Source organism: Acidobacteriota bacterium (assembly GCA_018268895.1).
Taxonomy (GTDB): domain Bacteria; phylum Acidobacteriota; class Terriglobia; order Terriglobales; family Acidobacteriaceae; genus Edaphobacter.
In genome coordinates this window covers 36,002-54,216 of sequence record JAFDVP010000011.1, presented here as the reverse complement: position 1 = coordinate 54,216, position 18,215 = coordinate 36,002, and the positions used below count along the sequence as shown (strand labels likewise).

Here is an 18,215-nt window from a genome sequence, read left to right as displayed (position 1 = left end):
TAAGCGAGTAGCTGCAACGGCACAACTTCAAGTATCGGCAGCAGCATCTCAGGAGCTTTGGGGATGTGGATGGTGTGTTCTACGAGACTGCATATCTCGTCGTCGCCTTCAGTGGCGATGGCGATGACGCGGCCTCCGCGTGCGGTGACCTCCTGAATATTGCTGAGGGTCTTCTCGTATTTGAGGACGCTGGCCGGATCGTTGGGGTCCTTGGTCGCGATGCAGACGACCGGCAGCGACTCGTCGATCAGGGCGTTGGGGCCGTGCTTCATCTCGCCGGCGGGGTAGCCCTCAGCGTGGATGTAGGAGATCTCCTTCAGCTTGAGCGCGCCTTCGAGCGCGATGGGGTAGTGGATGCCGCGGCCGAGAAAAAGAAAATCGTGGGCCGCGTGGAAGAGCTTGGCCAGGTGCTGGCACTGCTCGTCGAGTGTGAGCCTCGGCCGGCGGCGGCGCTCCGCACCCGTCCACGGCGACGGCGCTGCGACGCCTTCCGAGGTGCCGCCGGCCGTTGCCCCGTTTCGCGTGAGCAGCTTTTCGAGCTTGCCCGGCAGGCGCGTCAGCTCCGTGGAGAGCGCGAGCGATTCGGCATCGGTGATCGTCCCGCGAACCTGCGCAAGGTGCAACGCAAGCACGCAGAGCGCCGTAAGCTGCGCCGTGAAGGCCTTCGTCGAGGCCACGCCGATCTCCGGCCCGGCGTTGGTGGTGATGACGCCGTTGGCGCGGCGCGTGACTGCTGAGCCGACGACGTTACAGATCGCGAGCGTCTTCGATCCCTTGTCGATCAGCTCCGTCTGCGCGGCGATCGTGTCAGCCGTTTCGCCCGACTGCGTGATGAGCAGGCCGATGGCGTTCGGGTCGGCGATGGGGTCGCGGTAGCGAAACTCGCTGGCGTAGTCGACGTCGACGGGCAGCCGCGCTAGCCGCTCGATCATGAACTTGCCCGCCAGCCCGGCGTGCCACGAGGTTCCGCAGGCGGCGATGGTGATCTGCGATGCGCGGCGAATCTCGTCGGCCGAGATGTCGAGGTTGTCCAGGAAGACCTTCCCGGTGTCGAGCGAAACGCGCCCCAGCGTGGTATCGCGAACCGCGCGCGGCTGCTCGTTGATCTCCTTAAGCATAAAGTGCTTGAAGCCGGCCTTCTCCGCCTGGATCGGGTCCCAGGCGATGCGCTGGATCTTGAGCGGGAGCGGTCGGCTATCGAAGCCCGAGAGCGAGACGCCCTCCGGCGTGATGACCGCGAGCTCGCCGTCGTTGAGGAAGTGAATGTCGCGCGTGTGATGCAGGATGCCCGGAACATCGGAGGCGAGAAAGTATTCCCCTTCGCCGATGCCGATCACCGCAGGCGGACCCATGCGCGCGGCGACGAGCTTGTTCGGCTCGTTGGCGGACATCACGCCGATGGCGAACGCTCCGGTCAGCCGCTGCACAGCCTCGCGCACTGCTTCTTCAAGCGGCAACTCCGGCTCGTCCTTTAGCTCCTGCTCGATCAGGTGCGCGATAATCTCGGTGTCGGTCTCGGTGACGAACCTGTGGCCCTTTGCGGTCAGCTCTTTCTTGAGCGCGAGATAGTTTTCGACGATGCCGTTGTGCACCACGACGAGCGACCCGGTGCAGTCGCGGTGCGGGTGCGCGTTCTCTTCCGTCGGGCGGCCGTGGGTGGCCCAGCGCGTGTGGCCGATACCGAACGTGCCGCTGATCGGCGACTCGGCGATGACGGCCTCAAGGTTCCGCAGCTTGCCGGGCGCCCGCCGCAGTTCAAGCCCGGTCGAGTTGCCCGCAACCGCGATTCCCGCCGAATCATAACCGCGATACTCAAGACGGCGCAGGCCCTCGATGATGACCTGGACAACGGGCTTGGGCCCAACATAGCCAACGATTCCACACATGTTGAGAGTGTAGATGCAGCTCTGGCTTTTTGTGTATTGAACAGTGTGTGACTTTCGGGTGATGCGCTACAGCGGCCACTTCCAGTCGGTGATGTTCTTGTGGTCGATGCCGTGTTTATGGGCGTAGTTAACGCTTTCGATGATCTTGTTCTTCAGCAGTTCCTTCGTATGCGCGGCCGTGACCTGAAGTTTGGGGACGCGGTCGATGACGTCGATGGCGATGTCGAAGCGGTCGATCTGGTTGAGGATCGCCAGTTCGAGCGGCGTATTGATATTGCCACGTTCCTTGTAGCCGCGCACATGGATGTTGTCGTGGTTCCTGCGGCGGTAGGTGAACTTGTGGATGAGGGCCGCGTAGGCATGGAAGTTGAAGATGACCGGCTTGTCGATGGTGAAGAGCGAGTCGAACTCGCGGTCGGAGAGGCCGTGCGGGTGCTCGCTCTCCGGCATCAGCCGGAAGAGATCGACCACGTTGACGAAGCGGATCTTCAGGCCGGGGCAGTGCTCGCGCAGTATGGCGGTTGCAGCGAGTGCCTCCGCAGTGGGAATATCGCCCGCGCAGGCGATCACGGCGTCGGGTTCAGAGCCTGCATCGGTCGAGGCGAAGTCCCAGATGCCGATGCCTTTGGTGCAGTGCTTGATGGCCTCATCCATATCGAGATACTGCAGGTGCGGGGCCTTGTCGGCGACGATGACGTTGACGTAATTGGTGCTGCGCAGGCAGTGGTCGGCGACAGAGAGCAGGCAGTTCGCGTCGGGCGGAAGATAGATGCGCGTAACGTGCGGGCTCTTGTTGGCGACCACGTCGAGAAAGCCGGGGTCCTGGTGGGTGAAGCCGTTGTGGTCCTGCCGCCAGACGAGCGAACTGATAAGCAGGTTGAGCGACGATATGGGAGCGCGCCAGCGAAGCTCGAGCTTGCTCTTCTCCAGCCACTTGGCGTGCTGGTTGAACATCGAATCGATGATGTGAACGAAGGCCTCGTAACTCGACAGGAAGCCATGGCGCCCGGTGAGAACGTAGCCTTCGAACCAGCCTTCGAGCGTATGTTCGGAGAGCATCTCCATCACGCGGCCGTCGGGTGCAATGTCGGTGCCGTCGGCGTCTTCGGGGAAGATCTCAGCAAGCCATGTTTTGCTGGTGGCCTCGTACATGAGTTGCAGCTTGTTGGAAGCCGTCTCGTCGGGGCCGAAGACGCGGAAGTTCGTCATGTTGCGCTTGATCACATCGCGCAGAAAGCCGCCGAGCGTGTAGGTGGGCGACACCTCGATCTGTCCGGGCTTCTTCACCTTGATGGCGTAGTCGCGGAAGTCGGGAAGGTCGAGGGGCTTGCGCAACAGTCCGCCGTTGGCGTGCGGGTTTCCAGTAATGCGGCGTGTTCCCTTGGGAGCCATCTCGCGCAACTCTTCGATCAGGCGGCCATCTTTGTCGAAGAGCTCTTCGGCCTTGTAGCTCTTCAACCACTGTTCCACCTGCTTCAGGTGTTTGGGGCTGGTCTTGGGATCGAGGATTGGAATCTGGTGTGCGCGCCAGAAGCCTTCCACCTTGTGGCCGTCGACTTCTTTGGGGCCGGTCCAGCCCTTGGGTGTGCGCAGGACAATCATGGGCCAGCGCGGACGCTCTACTTTCTTCAACGAAGTTTTGCGCGCCTTTGTTTGAATATCGCGAATCTCGATGATGCAGCGCTCGGCGACTTCAGCCATCGTCTGGTGCATCGCCTTTGGGTCGTCGCCTTCGACGAAGTAAGGCTTCCAGCCGTAGCCGAAGAAGAGCGCCTCTAGCTCATCGTGCGGAATGCGCGCGAGGATCGTGGGGTTTGCGATCTTGTATCCATTGAGATGAAGCACAGGCAGCACCGCGCCATCGCGGACTGGATCGAGGAACTTGTTCGAGTGCCAGCTTGTGGCAAGCGGACCAGTCTCGGCTTCGCCATCTCCGACGACGACTGTGACGATCAGGTCGGGATTGTCGAAGGCCGCGCCGAAGCCGTGCGAGAGCGAGTAGCCGAGTTCGCCGCCCTCGTGGATCGAGCCCGGTGTCTCCGGCGTGCAGTGGCTTCCAATCCCGCCGGGGAACGAGAACTGCTTGAAGAACTTCTCCATCCCGGCCTCGTCCTCACTCTTGTCGGGATACACCTCCGAGTACACGCCTTCGAGATAGCAGTTCGACAGCGTCGCAGGCGCGCCATGACCTGGGCCCGACAGGTAGATCAGGTTGAGGTCGTACTTCTTGATCAGCCGGTTGAGATGCACCCACGTAAACGACTGCCCGGGATCGGAGCCCCAGTGGCCCAGCAGGCGGTTCTTGATGTGCTCGGGTTTTAGCGGAGTGCGAAGGAGAGGGTTCTCCTGCAGGTAGAGCATACCGACCGAAAGATAGTTGCAGGCTCGCCAGTAGGCATCCACCTTGCGCAGTTCGTCAGGCGTGAGTGTGGCGGCGGTCTTCGCCTTTGAGGGGGCTTTTGCGCGATTTGGTTCCGGCATGACGATCTCTCCTTCGGAAAGCAGTTAGGGTTACTGTTCTTGCGCCGTCGGACACTGTCTTACATCGTTATTCGGACACGGTGCTTCGCTATTCGGAACACCGTTCTTATACATCGCCAATCTGTGCAGAGTTCTCATACGTCGTCATTCTGAGCGTAGCGAAGAATCCCTGTATTTGTCTTTGCCGTGTCTGTTTTCGTTTCGCGCTCGAAAGTCGATCGATAACACTCTTCTTATTCGCAAACTCTGGAATCAGTGCCCCGGCTCTAGTTGAGCATGTGTTGAACATGCCTGGCGATCATCCAGTCTTCTTTGGCCGGGATAAGAAGTATCTTCGTCTTGGATTGTGATGCCGCGATGTGACGGATGTCACCGTTGCCGTTGTGATTTTGGGCCACATTGAACTCGGCGTCTATGGCGACCCCAAGTTCTTCGAGGCCGCTGACGATCTCTTCGCGCGTGCGGGCATCATGCTCGCCGATGCCTCCGGTGAAGACGATGGCGTCGAGTCCGCCCATCAGCCAGCAGCAACTGCCGATCGCCTTGCGCACGCTGCGAGTAAATACATCAATAGCTAGCCTTGCCCGTTGGTTGCCCTTTGCCGCGGCCTCGCGCGTGGATCGCATGTCGTTGGCAAGACCGGAGAGTGCGGAGATGCCGGAGGAGTGATTGAGCAGCCTTTCCACTGCGGCAAAGGACTCTGTGCGGTCGCCTTTCATGTCGCGCAGCAGATACAGAACCAGCCCGGGGTCGAGGTCGCCGGGACGCGTTCCCATCACGACGCCTCCAGTTGGCGTAAGCCCCATGGTGTTTTCGATGGAGCGCCCGTCGACACATGCCGTCACGCTGCATCCGCTGCCGAGATGCGCGATGGCCATACGATGCGGGATGTTGTAGTTAGCCGTGCGCATCTGTTCGACGATGGATTCGCAGCTGAGGCCGTGAAAGCCGTAGCGTCGCACGCCCTGTTCGCGGTAATCCATAGGAATGGCATACGTAGAAGCGACTTCGGGCATGGTCTGGTGAAAGACCGTGTCAAAGCAGGCGAAGTGCGGGATACCTGAAAAGCGAGCCATCATCTCGCGGATGATAGTGATGGCAGAAGGATCGTGCAGCGGAGCGAAGACGACGGCCACGTCGAGATCGCGCATCACTTCGGCGGTGATACGCACGTGGCTGTGCAGTTTTTTGCCAGGGTGGACGACGCGGTAACCGACAGCCTCGATCTTTGGGAGATTCGGTCGGGAGACGGCTTCGATGATTCGGCCGATGGCCTCTATGGGGTTGTCTGCTTTGATGTTTGCCGGCGGTTGCTTGTCTTTCCCGTTGGCCGGATGGAACACAAATGTGGCGCGGCCGGAGCCGATGCCGGTGACCTCGCCCTCGTACAACGATCGGGGCGTTCCCGCATGTGCGTCAAAGATCGAGAACTTGATGGAAGACGATCCGCTGTTGATGACAAGCAAGTGCAATACGGCTCCTTGAGCATTCTCAGCTTTGTTTGCCCGCTGCTTCGAGCGTTGTGGTCTCCTCATTCTTACGCAACAGATCGATCACCGCCTGATAGAGACGGTTGCGCATGCTGAAGCGATCGCTGGCGCGAGTCATGTAGCGGACGATGACGTCGATGCCGGACGACGCAGGCCGCATGTCCACCGCAGGCTCGACCGTGAAATGACTCAGTCCGTAGGGTCCACTCGTGCGCCGCCATTCAGACTCGGCCAGCTTGGCATCGGTGGAGGTCTCCTTCTGCACTGCGCTGTGAATCGCGTCGATGACCTCGTAGCTGTGCGGCCCGGATGGAATGTTGACGCGAATCTCATCCCACAGCCACTGTCCCGAGGTGGAGAAATTAAAGTACTGGCCCCGGATGGCGAAGCTGTTGGTAAAGCTCACGCGGCGTCCGGTGGGATGTCCCTTGTCGGTCCAGTTGCCGGTCTCTAGCAACGCGGTGCGGAAGATACCGATCTCGACGACCTCGCCGCCGACTCCGTTGATCTCCACCCAGTCGCCTACGCGGATTCCATTCTTTCCCATCAGCACGAACCAGCCGAAGAAGGCGAGGATGAAGTCCTGGAACACAACCGTGAGTCCTGCCGTCGCCAGGCCGATGATCGTCGGCATCTGGCTGGGTGCGCCGAAGACAACAAGTAGCACCAGCAGCACGGTCACAACCTGTATGGCAAGGCTTATGATCGTGCGCATCGTTTGCAGGTTGCGTTGGCCAAGGTGCAGGCGCTCCAGCAGACGCCGGATCGCCGCTGCGGTGAGGGCCGCTCCCAGAAACAGAAACGCAATCACCGCGATCGACTGAAGTATGAGGTGCAGCACAATCTGATGCTGACGCTTCACCTGGTCGAGCCATCGTCCGTAGACAACTGCAAGCTGCCTCTGCGTCTGAATGCGATCATCGAGAATCGAGTGCACCTGGGCGAGCGTGTGCATCTGCTTAAGACGAGTAACGCGGCCCGTGGTCCCGGTATTCTGCGCATCGGCTGAGCCGGCATTGCTCAACTTCTTCTCCACATCGGCGTGCTCCGCAGAGAGCTTCACCGCGTCCGAGCTGGCCTGCCCCTGGGCCTGCGTGATCGAGTCCATGCGCGTAAGCTGATCGAACCACGCGGAGAGCCGCCCACAAAGGGTGAAGTAACGCCGCGCCGACTGCGACGTCGATGGTGCGACGACGTCTCCCTGCTCGTCGAACTTTTTCATCGCCGCCTCGCGGGTGGCCAGCTCCTGCTGTATCTGTCCGCGCTTGTCTCCGGTAAGCGCTGCGAGGTCCTGCGTGGCGTCGGCAAGCTGGTCGTTGTCGAGCTGAAGCTGCGCCTTCGCGATATCAAGATCGTCGGTGCCAGGCGGATTCACCCCTTTCGCCGCCGCCGTAAGGCTGTCTACCTTCGCCTGGTCTTCCTTGATGACTGCCTGCAGCGCAGTCATCTTCTGCTGCAGCGCCAGCGCATCGCCGGTAAGTGTTCTGGTATCGAGCGAGGCCTGACGCAGCGCCTGCGCGAACGCCTGGTCCACCTCGTGGTCGGCCAGCCGCTGCGCCTCGCGCGCCAGTCGCTTCTCCTCGGCAGAGACAGCCAGCGGCGCCAGCGCCTCGATCGTCTGCCAGGGGCTCTGGTCGACAAGGTCGCTGCCGCTTCTCGATCCCGACGCTCTCCCTTTGCCCTTCAGAAAGGGAAGGTTCGCCATAGCGCCGCGTGTTAGGTAAGCGCCGATGAGGCTTGCGATAAGGACGATGGCCGGTACAACGATAGTGAGTCTGCGCAAACCCTTCATACTTCAACCCTAACTGTTGTGATGCTCTGCATCAAAGCGGGGTCTTGCGAAAAAATGAAAAAGAAGAGGCATCCCTTGACAGGTCGTTGATATCGCATGTATATAACCAAAAGGTTATAAAACTTATGGGTTATACGCACTCGACCAGAACACATGCAAAACCGGACCTCGACGCCATCTTTGCCGCGCTTGCCGATCCCACCCGGCGCGCAATCGTAGCGCGCCTGGCTGAAGGAGAAGCGACCGTTGCGGAGCTTGTCGAGCCGTTTGCCATGAGCCAGCCCGCTGTCTCGAAGCACCTGAAGGTGCTGGAGCGCGCGGGCCTGGTCTCGCGCGGCCGCGATGCGCAGCGCCGTCCATGCAGGCTCGAGGCCCAGCCGCTGGCCCAGGCGAATCAGTGGCTCGAACGTTATCGCAAAGCGTGGGAGCAGAACTTTGCGCGGCTCGACCTTTTGCTGGAAGAGTTGAAGGCGGAAGACAGCAGGCCAAAGACCGTGAAGACACGGCAGAAGAGAAGAAATCACAAGAAGTATTGAGCACCGGGGATATTTCATGCAAAAGGAGATACAGATGGAGACGAGAGTCACAGGAAAATTGAAGGTAGCAGCCGCTGGAGATCGCGGCGTCGTGATGACGCGAGAGTTCCACGCTCCACGCACGCTGGTTTACAAGGCGTTCACCACGCCCGATCTGGTCAAGCGCTGGCTCGCCGGCCCTGAAGGTTGGACGATGACGGTCTGCGACATCGACCTGCAAACTGGCGGCTCCTATCGCTATGAGTGGAAGAAAGACGAGACTGGCGAAGAGTTGGGCATGGGCGGCGTCTACAAGGAGATCGTCCCCAACGAGCGCATTGTGGCAACGGAGAAGTTCGACATGTCGTGGTATCCAGGCGGCGCAGTCGTAACAACGGCGCTCAGCGAAAAGGGCGGTATCACCACGCTTGAGACGACGGTGACCTACGACACCAAAGAAGCGCGCGAGGCCGTTCTGCGCTCACCGATGGATACGGGAGTCGAGGCGAGCTATGCGCGCCTGGAGAAGCTGCTGACGACGGATTTGGCGTGAATTACTTGCCGGGTGCTCCATTCATGACGCAGCCTTATCGCGGCATGATTGGGTCATTCGAGCGAAGCTCGAACCCCACTTAATTATTGCCAGGTACGCAGCGCGATCACGGCATTCAATCCGCCGAAGGCGAGCGAGTTCGACAGCGCAACCGTGGGCCCTGTAGCACGCGGCCCATTGACGATGATGTCGATGTTGAGCGACGTGTCCGGATTGGTGACGCCCGCAGTATGCGGCAGCCGTCTTTCTTGCAGTCCCAGCACCGTGGCGAGCGCCTCCAGCGCGCCGCTGGCCCCGATCGCGTGGCCGTGCAGCGACTTGGTGGAGCTGAGCGGAATCTGCGATGCGCGCATACCGAAGACCTGGTGGATGGCTGCGGCTTCCGTGGCATCGTTGGCCTGCGTCCCGGTGCCATGGGCGTTGATGTAGCCAACATCTTCCGGCGACACGTTCGCGTCCGCGAGCGCCTTGCGCATGGCGGCGGCCGCGCCCTCTGCCTGCGGCTGTGTGATGTGGTTGGCGTCGGCGGACATGCCGAAGCCGACGATCTCGCCGAAGATCGTGGCGTTGCGCGCCTGCGCGGACTCAAGCGTCTCAATCACCAGCATGGCTGCACCCTCGCCCAGCGTCATGCCGTCGCGGTCGGCTGCATAAGGGCGGCACTGCGTGGGCGAGACGACGCGCATCGAGTCCCACGCGCGATAGAAACCCCAGCTCAGCGGAGCTTCATGACCGCCGCAGATCGCAGCCGTCGACATGCCCGAGCGCACCATGTGAAAGGCGAGTCCGATGGCGTGCGTCGACGACGCGCACGCAGTCGAGATATCGAGCGTCGGCCCGGTAATGCGCAGGTCGATCGAGATGTTGCTCGCACCCGCAGACGACATCGTGCGCACGATGGTCAGCGGATGCGCGCGCGCATTGCGCGTATAAAGTCCCTTGACCTCGTGCTCTTCAGACGAGCGGCCCCCGCAGGCGCAGCCCATGATGATGGCGATGTCGCCGGGGGCATGGTGCTTCAGAAGCTCCGCCTGCGCCGCGGCCTGCCGCGCGGCGACGATGCCAAAGTGCGTGTTGCGATTGGTGGCGGAGATAATGCCCGAGTCGAGGTGCTCGGCGGGGTCGAAGTCGAAGATCTGCGCTGCCTGCTTGTAGCGGACGCCGGGATCTCCGTCAGGAGTATCGGGAACGTCTCTGATGGGAGAGATTCCCGTCCTGCCGGCGAAGAGCGAATCGCGGAACTCCGGCACAGTCGAGCCGATAGGAGTAACGCAGCCGAGGCCTGTGATGACGACGCGATTCACGTTCCGGGACGGGCTCCTGTCAGTTACGACGTTGCGGCCGGCAGCGTGCCCGCGGCCTTGGCTTCGATCAGCTGCTTCACGCCGTTGACCACGTCGCCGACAGTCTTCAGCGAACCCAGCGCTTCGTCGGGAATTTCGATATTGAACGCTTCTTCGACCTCAAACGAGATGTTGATCTTGTCGAGCGAGTCGATGTTCAGCTCTTCAAAGGTGGTGTCGAGGTGGATGGTATCGGTGGGGATGTTCTTGGCCTTGGCGATGATTTCGATCGAGCGCTTTGCAATGTCGTCCATGGTCGTTCCCCCTTTCTATGCAGGATGCCCAAAGTTACAGGATGCCTTCGTCAGTGTAAAGGCAGCTTGAGCAATTCTCCTATTGTCAGGGTGTGAGCATGCAGAGGAGCGAGGCGACGAGGCCGCCGGAGCCGAGCAGCCGGAACGGTTCGTAGCCTGTATGGATTTTAAGAAGATGGGGGAAGAGATTGGGGCGGCGCTCGAAGCTCTTGAAGGTTCGCGCAAGCGCCAGGGGATGGCGATCCATCAGGAGCATGGCGCGAGACATGAATCGTGGCAGACGTAGCAGGTGTGCATGTGCATTTTCGTAGAGAGCGAGGTCGCCGGCCTTGAGCGCATCGGCGAGAGCCAGGGCCTGACGGAAGCAGAGCGCGAGCCCTTCGCCGGTGATGGCGTCGACGGAGCCTGAGGCGTCTCCTGCAAGCGCGATGTTTCCCGATGTGACGCGGCGCAGCTTCCGGCTCAAGGTGACGGCGCCCATTGGCGTCCCGCTGGCTGAGGCGGGACCGAGGCGATCTTTGAGCGCGGAGAAGAGCGCAAGCGCCTGCTCACTGCTGCCGAAGCGCTGCGAGCCGATGAAGACACAGCAGACGCTGGCTTCGGAGACCGGCGTGACATAGGCCTGTGCGCGTTTGGCCCAGTGAACTTCGACAAGATCGGTCCAGGGAGCGATGGCGAAGTGTTGCCGCAGGGCGAGGCGACGGCGGCTGCTGGAGCCGCGATTCAACCCAGCCATCGATCGAACGCGGGACTGTGGGCCGTCGGCGCCTGCAATCCAGCGGGCCTGCATCGTTCCCCGGCTCGTGCGGACCGCATCTCCTGCGATGGCGGTAACCGTCGTGCTCCAATGAAAAGTGACTCCTAGAGCCAGAGCGCGTTCAAGCAGTAGCTGATGAAGGGCGGTGCGGCGAATACCGAGGCCGAGGCCTTCCGGAAAGTAGCCCTCGATCGCTGTGCCGTACTTGATAAAGCTGATTCCGCGCAGGGGAAACCCCATCTGCTGCAACTGACGGCTATCGATGCCAAGTTGAGTCAGGGCCGCGAGGGTGTCGGGCATGAGGCCCTCGCCGCATGCCTTGTCGATAGGGGGTGTGCGGCCGTCGACCACCTCGACGCGAAGCCCTTGAGAGGCTGCCGCGATGGCGCAGGCCAGACCTGCCGGCCCCGCACCTGCTACAAGCAGATCGGGGCCGCTCGATTGGCTATTGCCCGGGAGGTTGATCGTTCTCGAAGCCACTTGCTCAACCTCGGCTTAGAAGCGTTACCTTGATCGAACCTTAAGGCGATCTTAGCTTTTGACGCAGCTACCACTGAAGGAGCACTAGCTCCGAGCAAAATGCCGGCCCCATCGCCGCCAGGATCGAGTACGTCCCCGGCTTGCCCGGATGCACCTTGAGATAGTCCTCCAGCACTGTAAGGACAGAGGCGGCCGAGAGGTTGCCGACCTCGCGCAGGCTCTTCCACGAGGGAGCGAGCGCATCCGCAGGCAACCCAAGCGACTTCTGCATCGCCTCCAGCACCTTGGGGCCGCCGGAGTGGAAGATGTAGGTGGAGATGTCGTCGCGCGTCAGGCTATTGTCCGCGAGAAAGCCCTCGACGTTGCCGAGCAGGTTCTCTTCAACCACCTTCGGGACGTCGGGCGAGAGCACGATCCGGAAGCCGGTGTTGACGATGTCCCAACCCATCACGCGCTCCGTGTTGCGATAGAAGGTGGAGCGCGTAGCGAGCACGCGGGGACCGCTGCCGCGCTTGGCTACAGGTGTATCGGCCCCTGCGATGACGACAGCGGCCGCCCCGTCGCCAAACAGGCCGCACGAGATGAGGTTGGCGATGGACTGGTCGTCGTCCTGCCACGTTAGCGAGCACAGCTCGACCGAGAGCAACAGCGCATACTGGTCCGGGAAGGCGCGCACGTAGTCCGAGGCGCGGGAGATTCCCGCCGCCCCAGCCACGCAACCCAGCCCGAAGATCGGCGTCCGCTTCACGTTGACGGAGAAGGGAAGCCGGTTGATCAGCCGGGCGTCCACGGTAGGGCTGGAGATTCCCGTGACCGAGGCGAAGAAGATAGCGCCGATGTCCTCGGGCGAGATCCCCGCGTGGTCGAGCGCGCGGCAGATCGCCTGCTGGCCCAGGTCGACTGCGGCCTTGATCCAGGCATTGTTGGTCTTCTCAAAGGTGTCGAGTGAGGGGTAGCTCTCCAGTGGAAAGACGGTATGACGAAAGTCGACCCCACAGTTCGCAAAGAGCCGTGTCAACAGGCGAGGCTCTTCCATCTTGTGCTCCCAGCGGCCGCGAAGCGCTTCGGCGATAACGGACTGTGGATAGCGGTGGGACGGGTAGGCAGTTCCGACTGAAGCGATGCGCATGCTTATGAGAGACCCTTATCGTTTGTTGAGGTAACGCTAAAGTTGAGATGAACGCAAGTGGAGAGACGCCACCAGCCTACATGCTTCGGACGAAAAAGCGTTCCGAAAAGTTCACAGGCTGGCAAGAAACGTTATTAGTGGATAAGGGCGAGTTGGCGGTCGTACATCGAGTTGAGCGGAAACTCCTTCTTCAGGTCGATCAAAATGGCGCGCGCCTCCTGGGGTTTGTTCTCGCGCAGGGCGGCAACGGCGAGCATCATGCGCGCAAAGGGCGCAAGATAGTGGCCCTGGCCCGCTGTCAGCTTCAGCAGGCGGATGCCCTCCTCGCGGCTGGTCTGCGCGCCGGTCATGCTCAGCAGCCAGCGCAGCGGCGCAAACTTGAGGCTGAGCATGTAATTCTCAACTCCCGAGGCGAGGTAGGCGTCATACATGTGCGGGCTGATTGCAAGCGCCTGCTTGGAGAAGGCGCTCGCCTCCTTGCTGTAATTGAGCGCCGTCAGGTCCTTTTTGTCGATCATCAGCGCATAGTCGGAGCGCATGCCGCTCACCAGGGTCTTTACATAGAGAGCGCGCGCGTCCTTCGCGTTCCGCTTAAGCGCGGTGTCCGCCAGGTTCGAGGCCTGGTTCAGCCGGTCGTCGAACGACTTCCGTATATTGGGATCGGGATTGAGGCGGCTCCGGCTGTCAAAGCGCGACTGGTTCGCGAATAACTGCACGTCAATGATGTGCAGCCGCTCGAACTCACTGAATAAGAAGGCCGCGGCATCGGAGACTGGCCCCATCGGGTCTTCGGGGTGCTCCGTCATCCACTGCTGGAACTTCGCATGAGCATCGTTGAAGCGCAGGTTGTACATGTCGCGGTAGCCCTCGTCGAGCGGCGTTCCCGACAGGGGAACGGCGGCATTCGCCACCGATGTCGCAATCAGTACTAAAAACAGGGGCAGAAGATAAATGCCGCGCTGTATCGAGGGGAGTTGGCCCAATCCTTTGGTCATACCTGGCAACTGAACATATCACCTTTCTATCTCTGTCCTCTCAGACGGGCGTCATCCTTCGGCAGATGCCTCTCTACCGCCCCAGGAAAGGTTCTGGGGCAGCAAAAGGAGACCTGCTTGAACCGGAATGAGTCGCAGATTATCTCCGAAATAGGCAATAGTTTGCATGTAGGAGATTCGCTGGCTCATCCATCTTATTGAAAAACATAGCTTTCTGTTTGGTATGGCGACTGCACCAGAACGAACCGATTTTTTCGATGTGCCTGCTGGAGGTGCCGGGAGCCCTTCAGTAGGAACTTGGTCCTTTACTGGATCCCAATCGTAGTGCGGAGGTCTTCTCCGCACTATTTTTTTGCCGCGCGTTTTGCGGCTTGCGGAGTCGAAGGACCTGCGGTTCAGACCTCAAGTTATGTTGAGAACTTCAGACGCACCACACTAGACAGTTGTGGAACTCGGCTCCATGCGCCGGGCAAACAGGTCGATCATCGAGTTGATCGGCGAAGCCAGGCGGCGGGGAAGCGCGTTCGATATCACCTTGAACCGGCTGCAATCCTCCGGCTCCAGCATCTTGAAGATGTAGGCGAGCGTAAAGAACACAATGATCGACGCGATGCTGCCTGCAATCAGACCCTCAAGCGCATTCAGGTGTGCGGCAAGGCCATAAGCCGCAAGCGAGGCGGCAGTGCTGATTGCTGTGAGCTTGAACAGGAAGGCCCACGGGAGCCGAATCTTGTACTTCCTGATTCCCGCGGCCCACATCAGTCCCACGGCCGTGATCTGCGCTGCTCCGCTGCCGATGCAGGCGCCCAGTGCTCCGTGTGCCGGGATGAGCAGCCACGCAACGCCAATATCGACGAACGAAGCGATAATGGTGGCGACGATGAAGTACTTCTGCTGGTCGACGCTCTCAAAAAGACTTTGTATCGGGCCCAGGAAAGCCTTCGGCAGGCAGAGCAGCGGCGCCACCGTCGCTACCACCAGCGCGCCGACATACTGCTTGCCGTAGAGCACCAGCAGTACCGGCGCCGCCAGCGGCACGGCGATGACGTGCACCGGAATGGAGATGAGGGCGAGGTAACGCGCCGAAGAAGCAACCATCCCCGGCAGCCTCGAGCTGTCGCGCCCGTACTGCGCAAGAATGCTGGCCCCGGTCGCCGCCGCAAAGATCGTCGGGAAGAGCAGCAGCCGCTCTGCCAGGCCGAACGCGACCGAGTAGAAGGACACCTGCCGGATATCGGTCGAGAGGTGTTTCAGCAGGAACAACTCCGAGCGGTCCCAGACCACAAGCGCGAGCAACATCCCCATCACGCTCTGTATAGCGAAGCTCGTCATGCGCGCGCGCAGATCGGCCGGAGGATGGTCGTGTCCGCTGTCCCAGCCGTGGATGCGGCGCATCGTGGGGAAGATGCGCACCAGAAAATCCACCAGGCGCATCGCAAACATCGCAAAGGCGATGCCGTTCACTCCCCAGTTCAGCACGACCGCTGCAAGAGTCAGGATGAAGTAGGTTGCCGTCGATGCCAGCGACGCGGGCAGATTTGCTGAGAGGTTCTCCGCCGCGACGTTGGCCTGCGCCGAGACGAAGTTCGACATCGCCGGCAGGATGCCGAAGACCAGCAGCAGCGAAGCCACGCGGTACTCCGCCGGAGAATCGTGCAGCACCCATATGGTTGCGCCCAGCGTGGCCACAGCGGCGAGCGCCGTCTGAATGAAGAAGGTGCGGAAGTAGATAAAGCGGGCGGAAGAGTAGTTGCCGCCGCCGATAAACTCCGCCATATACTTGCGCGTCGTCTCCGGGATGCCGACCGAGCCCAGTCTGCTGACGATGCTCGCCAGCCAGCTGACGTAGATGATGTACCCCATCTTCGCCGGCCCCAGCGTGCGGGCGATAGCGATCGACGTGATCAGCGATGTGCCAAAGCCGATCAGGTTCTCAAGGCCATACCAGGCCGTGTTGCGGGCGATGGTTTTACTGTTCACAAGGTCCCTGAAAACTGGTTCGGCCGGGCTGCGATCTCACAGTCCGGCAGAGAGCGGATTGTTTTAGAGCATTTTTCACTCATGTGTCGTCCAAGGGCCAAAGGCCCAACATATACCAGCCTGGGCCGCAGGCCCAGGTAAGCGATGACAATCAAGGCTCTGAGCGCTGAAAGCGCGATATAAATCCACGTCGAAAGAACCACGCCTGACGGAAAATTGCCCTACCCAAGCTGGCCCAGCGCCTTTTCGGCGTCCTTCGCCGTCTGCGTGTTGGGAGCCAGTGCCGCCGCCTTCTTCAGGTGAAGAGCGGCATTGGCGTTGTCCGACAGCTTGGAGTACGTCAGGCCAAGGTGGTAGTGAATCGAAGCATTGTTCGGTTCGACCTTGAGCGCATCCTCAAGCAGGTCGCGGGCCGACGAGTAGTTGCCCTTGTGGTAGTAAGCCCAGGCCAGCGTGTCCGCCGTGCTCGACGAGTTCGGCAGATTACGCCGCGCCGTCTGCGCCAGCGAAAGCGCCACATCCATGTTCTGGCCGGTCTCAATCATCAGGTAAGCGAGATTGTTTGCGGCCACGGCCTGCTCCGGCTGAATCTGTAGCGCCTTCTTGTATGAGGCCATCGCAGCGCTCTGGTCTCCCTGCGCCTCCTGAAGGCTGCCAAGGATCGTAAACGCGCCAGAATCGTTCGGGTGCGAGCCGGTCCACTGCTGCCACTTCGCCATCGCCTTGCTCGTGTCGCCGCTCGCCACCAGAGCATGGGTGTAGGCGACGACCGCATTCGAGTCGCTGGAATTAATCTCCATCGCCTTCTCCGCGGAGGCCAGCGCCCCGGCGTTGTCGCCGTTGCGGCCCTGGATGTCGGAGAGCAGCGTGTACATCGCCGCGTTCTGCGGCGACTTCGCGATCTGCTCCTGCACGCGGCCGATCGCCTTGGCGGGCTGCTTGTCCGCCAGATACGTAGAGGCCAGCAGGCCAAGCGCCGGCGCGGAGTTCGGATTGCGCGCCAGCGTCTGCTCCAGCAGCGAGCGCGCCTCTGTATTGTTCTTCTGGATCAGGCGCAACTGCGCCAGTTCCAGATAGCCGTTCCCGTTCTCGGGAGCGATCTTGATCGCCTGCTTGAAGTCCGCCTCTGCCTTGTCATACGACTTCTGGCTCGCCTCGGCCATGCCGCGCCAGATATAGCCATTGGCCGACTTCGGGTCTGCGGCGATCGTCGCCTCTCCCACCTGCGCCAGCGTCGTGCTGTCGCGGCGGTCGATCGAGATCTGCGCCAGACCCTCCTGCGCCTCGGGGCTGCGCGGGTTCAGCCGGGTCGCGTCGCGGAACGCCTGCTGCGCTGCCGGAATGTCTCCCTTGGCGCGGGCCGCGCGGCCCAGCCATATCTTCAGTTGCGCGTTGTCAGGATTCGCCTTCGCCGCCTTCTGAAACATCTCGAAGGCATCGTTCGTCTTGCCGTCGTTCATCATCAGGCTGCCGTTGAGCACCGCAACGTCGGGCAGCATCGCATCCGTATCGACTAACTGCTTCACCACCTCGCGCGCCTTCGGCAGGTCCTTCTTGGCCAGCAGCAGCCGCGAGTAGCCAACCTTGATCGGCGTGCTCTTCGGGTGCGCCGCTGCAAGCTCGGCATAGGCGGCGACGCCGCGATCAAGCTGGTTCGTGCGCAGGTAGTACGCCGACAGCATCTCCGCTCCCGCCGTGTCCTCAGGCATATCGTCGGCCGTCTTGCGCAGCACCTCTTCGGCTTTGGCTGCGTTGTTCTGGCGCAGGTACAGGTCGGCCAGGCCCGAACGCGCCAGCAGGTTCTTCGGATCGGCGGCGACTGCCGCCTGCATCTGCTCCAGCGCTCCGTTCACGTCGCCCTTGCTCTGTAGAATCGACGCCATCACAATGCGCGAGTTGACGTTCTTGCCGTCGAGCGCAATGGCCTTCTTCACCTCGCCCTCGGCCTGCGGCGCCGTTGCCGGGTCGCCGGCCTGCAACACGGCGAGCGACGTATGGAAGTTCGAGCGGTTCGGGTCGATCGAGAGCGCCTTCTGAATCTGCGTCAGCGCCTCGGCGCGGTCGCCCTTGCGCGCTGCAATGGCCGAGAGAAGCGCGTACGCATCGGCATTGTTATTGTCCAGCGCGAGAATGGCCTCAGCCTGCGCCGTCGAGCGGTCCAGTGCGTTGCCCGCAAGCAGAAGGTTGCCCAGGTCGAGCCGCGCCTTGACATTGCTCGGAGCAAGGTCGACCGTCCGCATCAGCTCGGCGTAACCGGGCATGGCCGAGCCCTGCTTCAGGTACACCTTCGCCAGCTCATAGTGCGCATCCGCGAAGTTGCGGTCGACCTTCAGCGCGTTCGAGAACTGGATCGCAGCCTCCTTCAGCTTGTCTTCGGCAACATAACGCTTGCCGCTCTCCAGGTACTTCTGCTTCTGCTTATTGGGGTCGCGAGAGCAGCCGGAGACAGAGACAAGTGCAAGCGAGACAGCAAGCGTCGTGGCGGTAACTCGAAACGCTGTGCGAAGGGGGAACATCTTCATCGTGCGGCTCCTCAAACTGACTTCCATCAAAAAAATCC

At 61.2% G+C, this 18,215-nt stretch carries 13 protein-coding genes; 2 read left to right on the top strand and 11 right to left on the bottom strand.

Annotation, left to right across the window (positions count from 1 at the left end; all coding sequences use genetic code 11):
• From glmS to JSS95_13535, 4 genes are all read right to left on the bottom strand, one after another.
• A partial coding sequence (gene glmS, locus JSS95_13550; protein MBS1800835.1) for a glutamine--fructose-6-phosphate transaminase (isomerizing) occupies nucleotides 1-1,886 on the bottom strand: 1,886 nt, incomplete at its 3' end.
• Nucleotides 1,887-1,952: 66 nt separating this feature from the next.
• Nucleotides 1,953-4,367: a phosphoketolase family protein gene (locus tag JSS95_13545; protein ID MBS1800834.1), complete on the bottom strand. Its 2,415-nt coding sequence runs from the start codon at nucleotides 4,365-4,367 to the stop codon at nucleotides 1,953-1,955.
• Between the two features lie 266 nt (nucleotides 4,368-4,633).
• The gene (locus JSS95_13540; GenBank protein ID MBS1800833.1) at nucleotides 4,634-5,902 is read right to left on the bottom strand and encodes an acetate/propionate family kinase; all 1,269 of its coding nucleotides are present in this window, start codon (nucleotides 5,900-5,902) and stop codon (nucleotides 4,634-4,636) included.
• Nucleotides 5,859-7,649 (bottom strand): mechanosensitive ion channel, encoded by a 1,791-nt coding sequence (locus JSS95_13535; protein ID MBS1800832.1) that lies wholly within the window; start codon nucleotides 7,647-7,649, stop codon nucleotides 5,859-5,861. The genes JSS95_13540 and JSS95_13535 overlap by 44 nt, the downstream gene beginning before the upstream one ends.
• A 125-nt stretch (nucleotides 7,650-7,774) precedes the next feature.
• Here JSS95_13535 and JSS95_13530 point away from each other — a divergent pair, with 125 nt between their 5' ends.
• Both JSS95_13530 and JSS95_13525 read left to right on the top strand, forming a co-directional pair.
• On the top strand, nucleotides 7,775-8,185 hold the full coding sequence (locus JSS95_13530; GenBank protein MBS1800831.1) for a winged helix-turn-helix transcriptional regulator: 411 nt from the start codon (nucleotides 7,775-7,777) through the stop codon (nucleotides 8,183-8,185).
• A 34-nt stretch (nucleotides 8,186-8,219) separates the two neighbouring features.
• Entirely contained in the window at nucleotides 8,220-8,717 is a 498-nt protein-coding gene (locus JSS95_13525) for an SRPBCC family protein (GenBank protein MBS1800830.1), read from the top strand.
• 83 nt (nucleotides 8,718-8,800) lie between these two features.
• Here JSS95_13525 and JSS95_13520 read toward each other — a convergent pair whose 3' ends face one another.
• The 7 genes from JSS95_13520 to JSS95_13490 form a co-directional block, all read right to left on the bottom strand.
• On the bottom strand, nucleotides 8,801-10,021 hold the full coding sequence (locus tag JSS95_13520; protein ID MBS1800829.1) for a beta-ketoacyl-[acyl-carrier-protein] synthase family protein: 1,221 nt from the start codon (nucleotides 10,019-10,021) through the stop codon (nucleotides 8,801-8,803).
• Nucleotides 10,022-10,044: 23 nt separating this feature from the next.
• Nucleotides 10,045-10,314: an acyl carrier protein gene (locus JSS95_13515; GenBank protein ID MBS1800828.1), complete on the bottom strand. Its 270-nt coding sequence runs from the start codon at nucleotides 10,312-10,314 to the stop codon at nucleotides 10,045-10,047.
• A gap of 85 nt (nucleotides 10,315-10,399) precedes the next feature.
• On the bottom strand, nucleotides 10,400-11,551 hold the full coding sequence (locus tag JSS95_13510) for an FAD-dependent monooxygenase (protein ID MBS1800827.1): 1,152 nt from the start codon (nucleotides 11,549-11,551) through the stop codon (nucleotides 10,400-10,402).
• A gap of 67 nt (nucleotides 11,552-11,618) precedes the next feature.
• Nucleotides 11,619-12,680 (bottom strand): type III polyketide synthase, encoded by a 1,062-nt coding sequence (locus JSS95_13505; GenBank protein MBS1800826.1) that lies wholly within the window; start codon nucleotides 12,678-12,680, stop codon nucleotides 11,619-11,621.
• Between the two features lie 134 nt (nucleotides 12,681-12,814).
• Nucleotides 12,815-13,675 carry a hypothetical protein gene (locus JSS95_13500; protein MBS1800825.1) on the bottom strand — a complete coding sequence of 287 codons (861 nt, stop codon included), beginning with the start codon at nucleotides 13,673-13,675 and terminating at the stop codon, nucleotides 12,815-12,817.
• 435 nt (nucleotides 13,676-14,110) lie between these two features.
• Nucleotides 14,111-15,655 carry a polysaccharide biosynthesis C-terminal domain-containing protein gene (locus JSS95_13495; protein ID MBS1800824.1) on the bottom strand — a complete coding sequence of 515 codons (1,545 nt, stop codon included), beginning with the start codon at nucleotides 15,653-15,655 and terminating at the stop codon, nucleotides 14,111-14,113.
• Between the two features lie 221 nt (nucleotides 15,656-15,876).
• Nucleotides 15,877-18,177, bottom strand: a complete 2,301-nt coding sequence (locus tag JSS95_13490; protein MBS1800823.1) for a tetratricopeptide repeat protein — start codon at nucleotides 18,175-18,177, stop codon at nucleotides 15,877-15,879.
• Nucleotides 18,178-18,215: the final 38 nt, after the last annotated feature.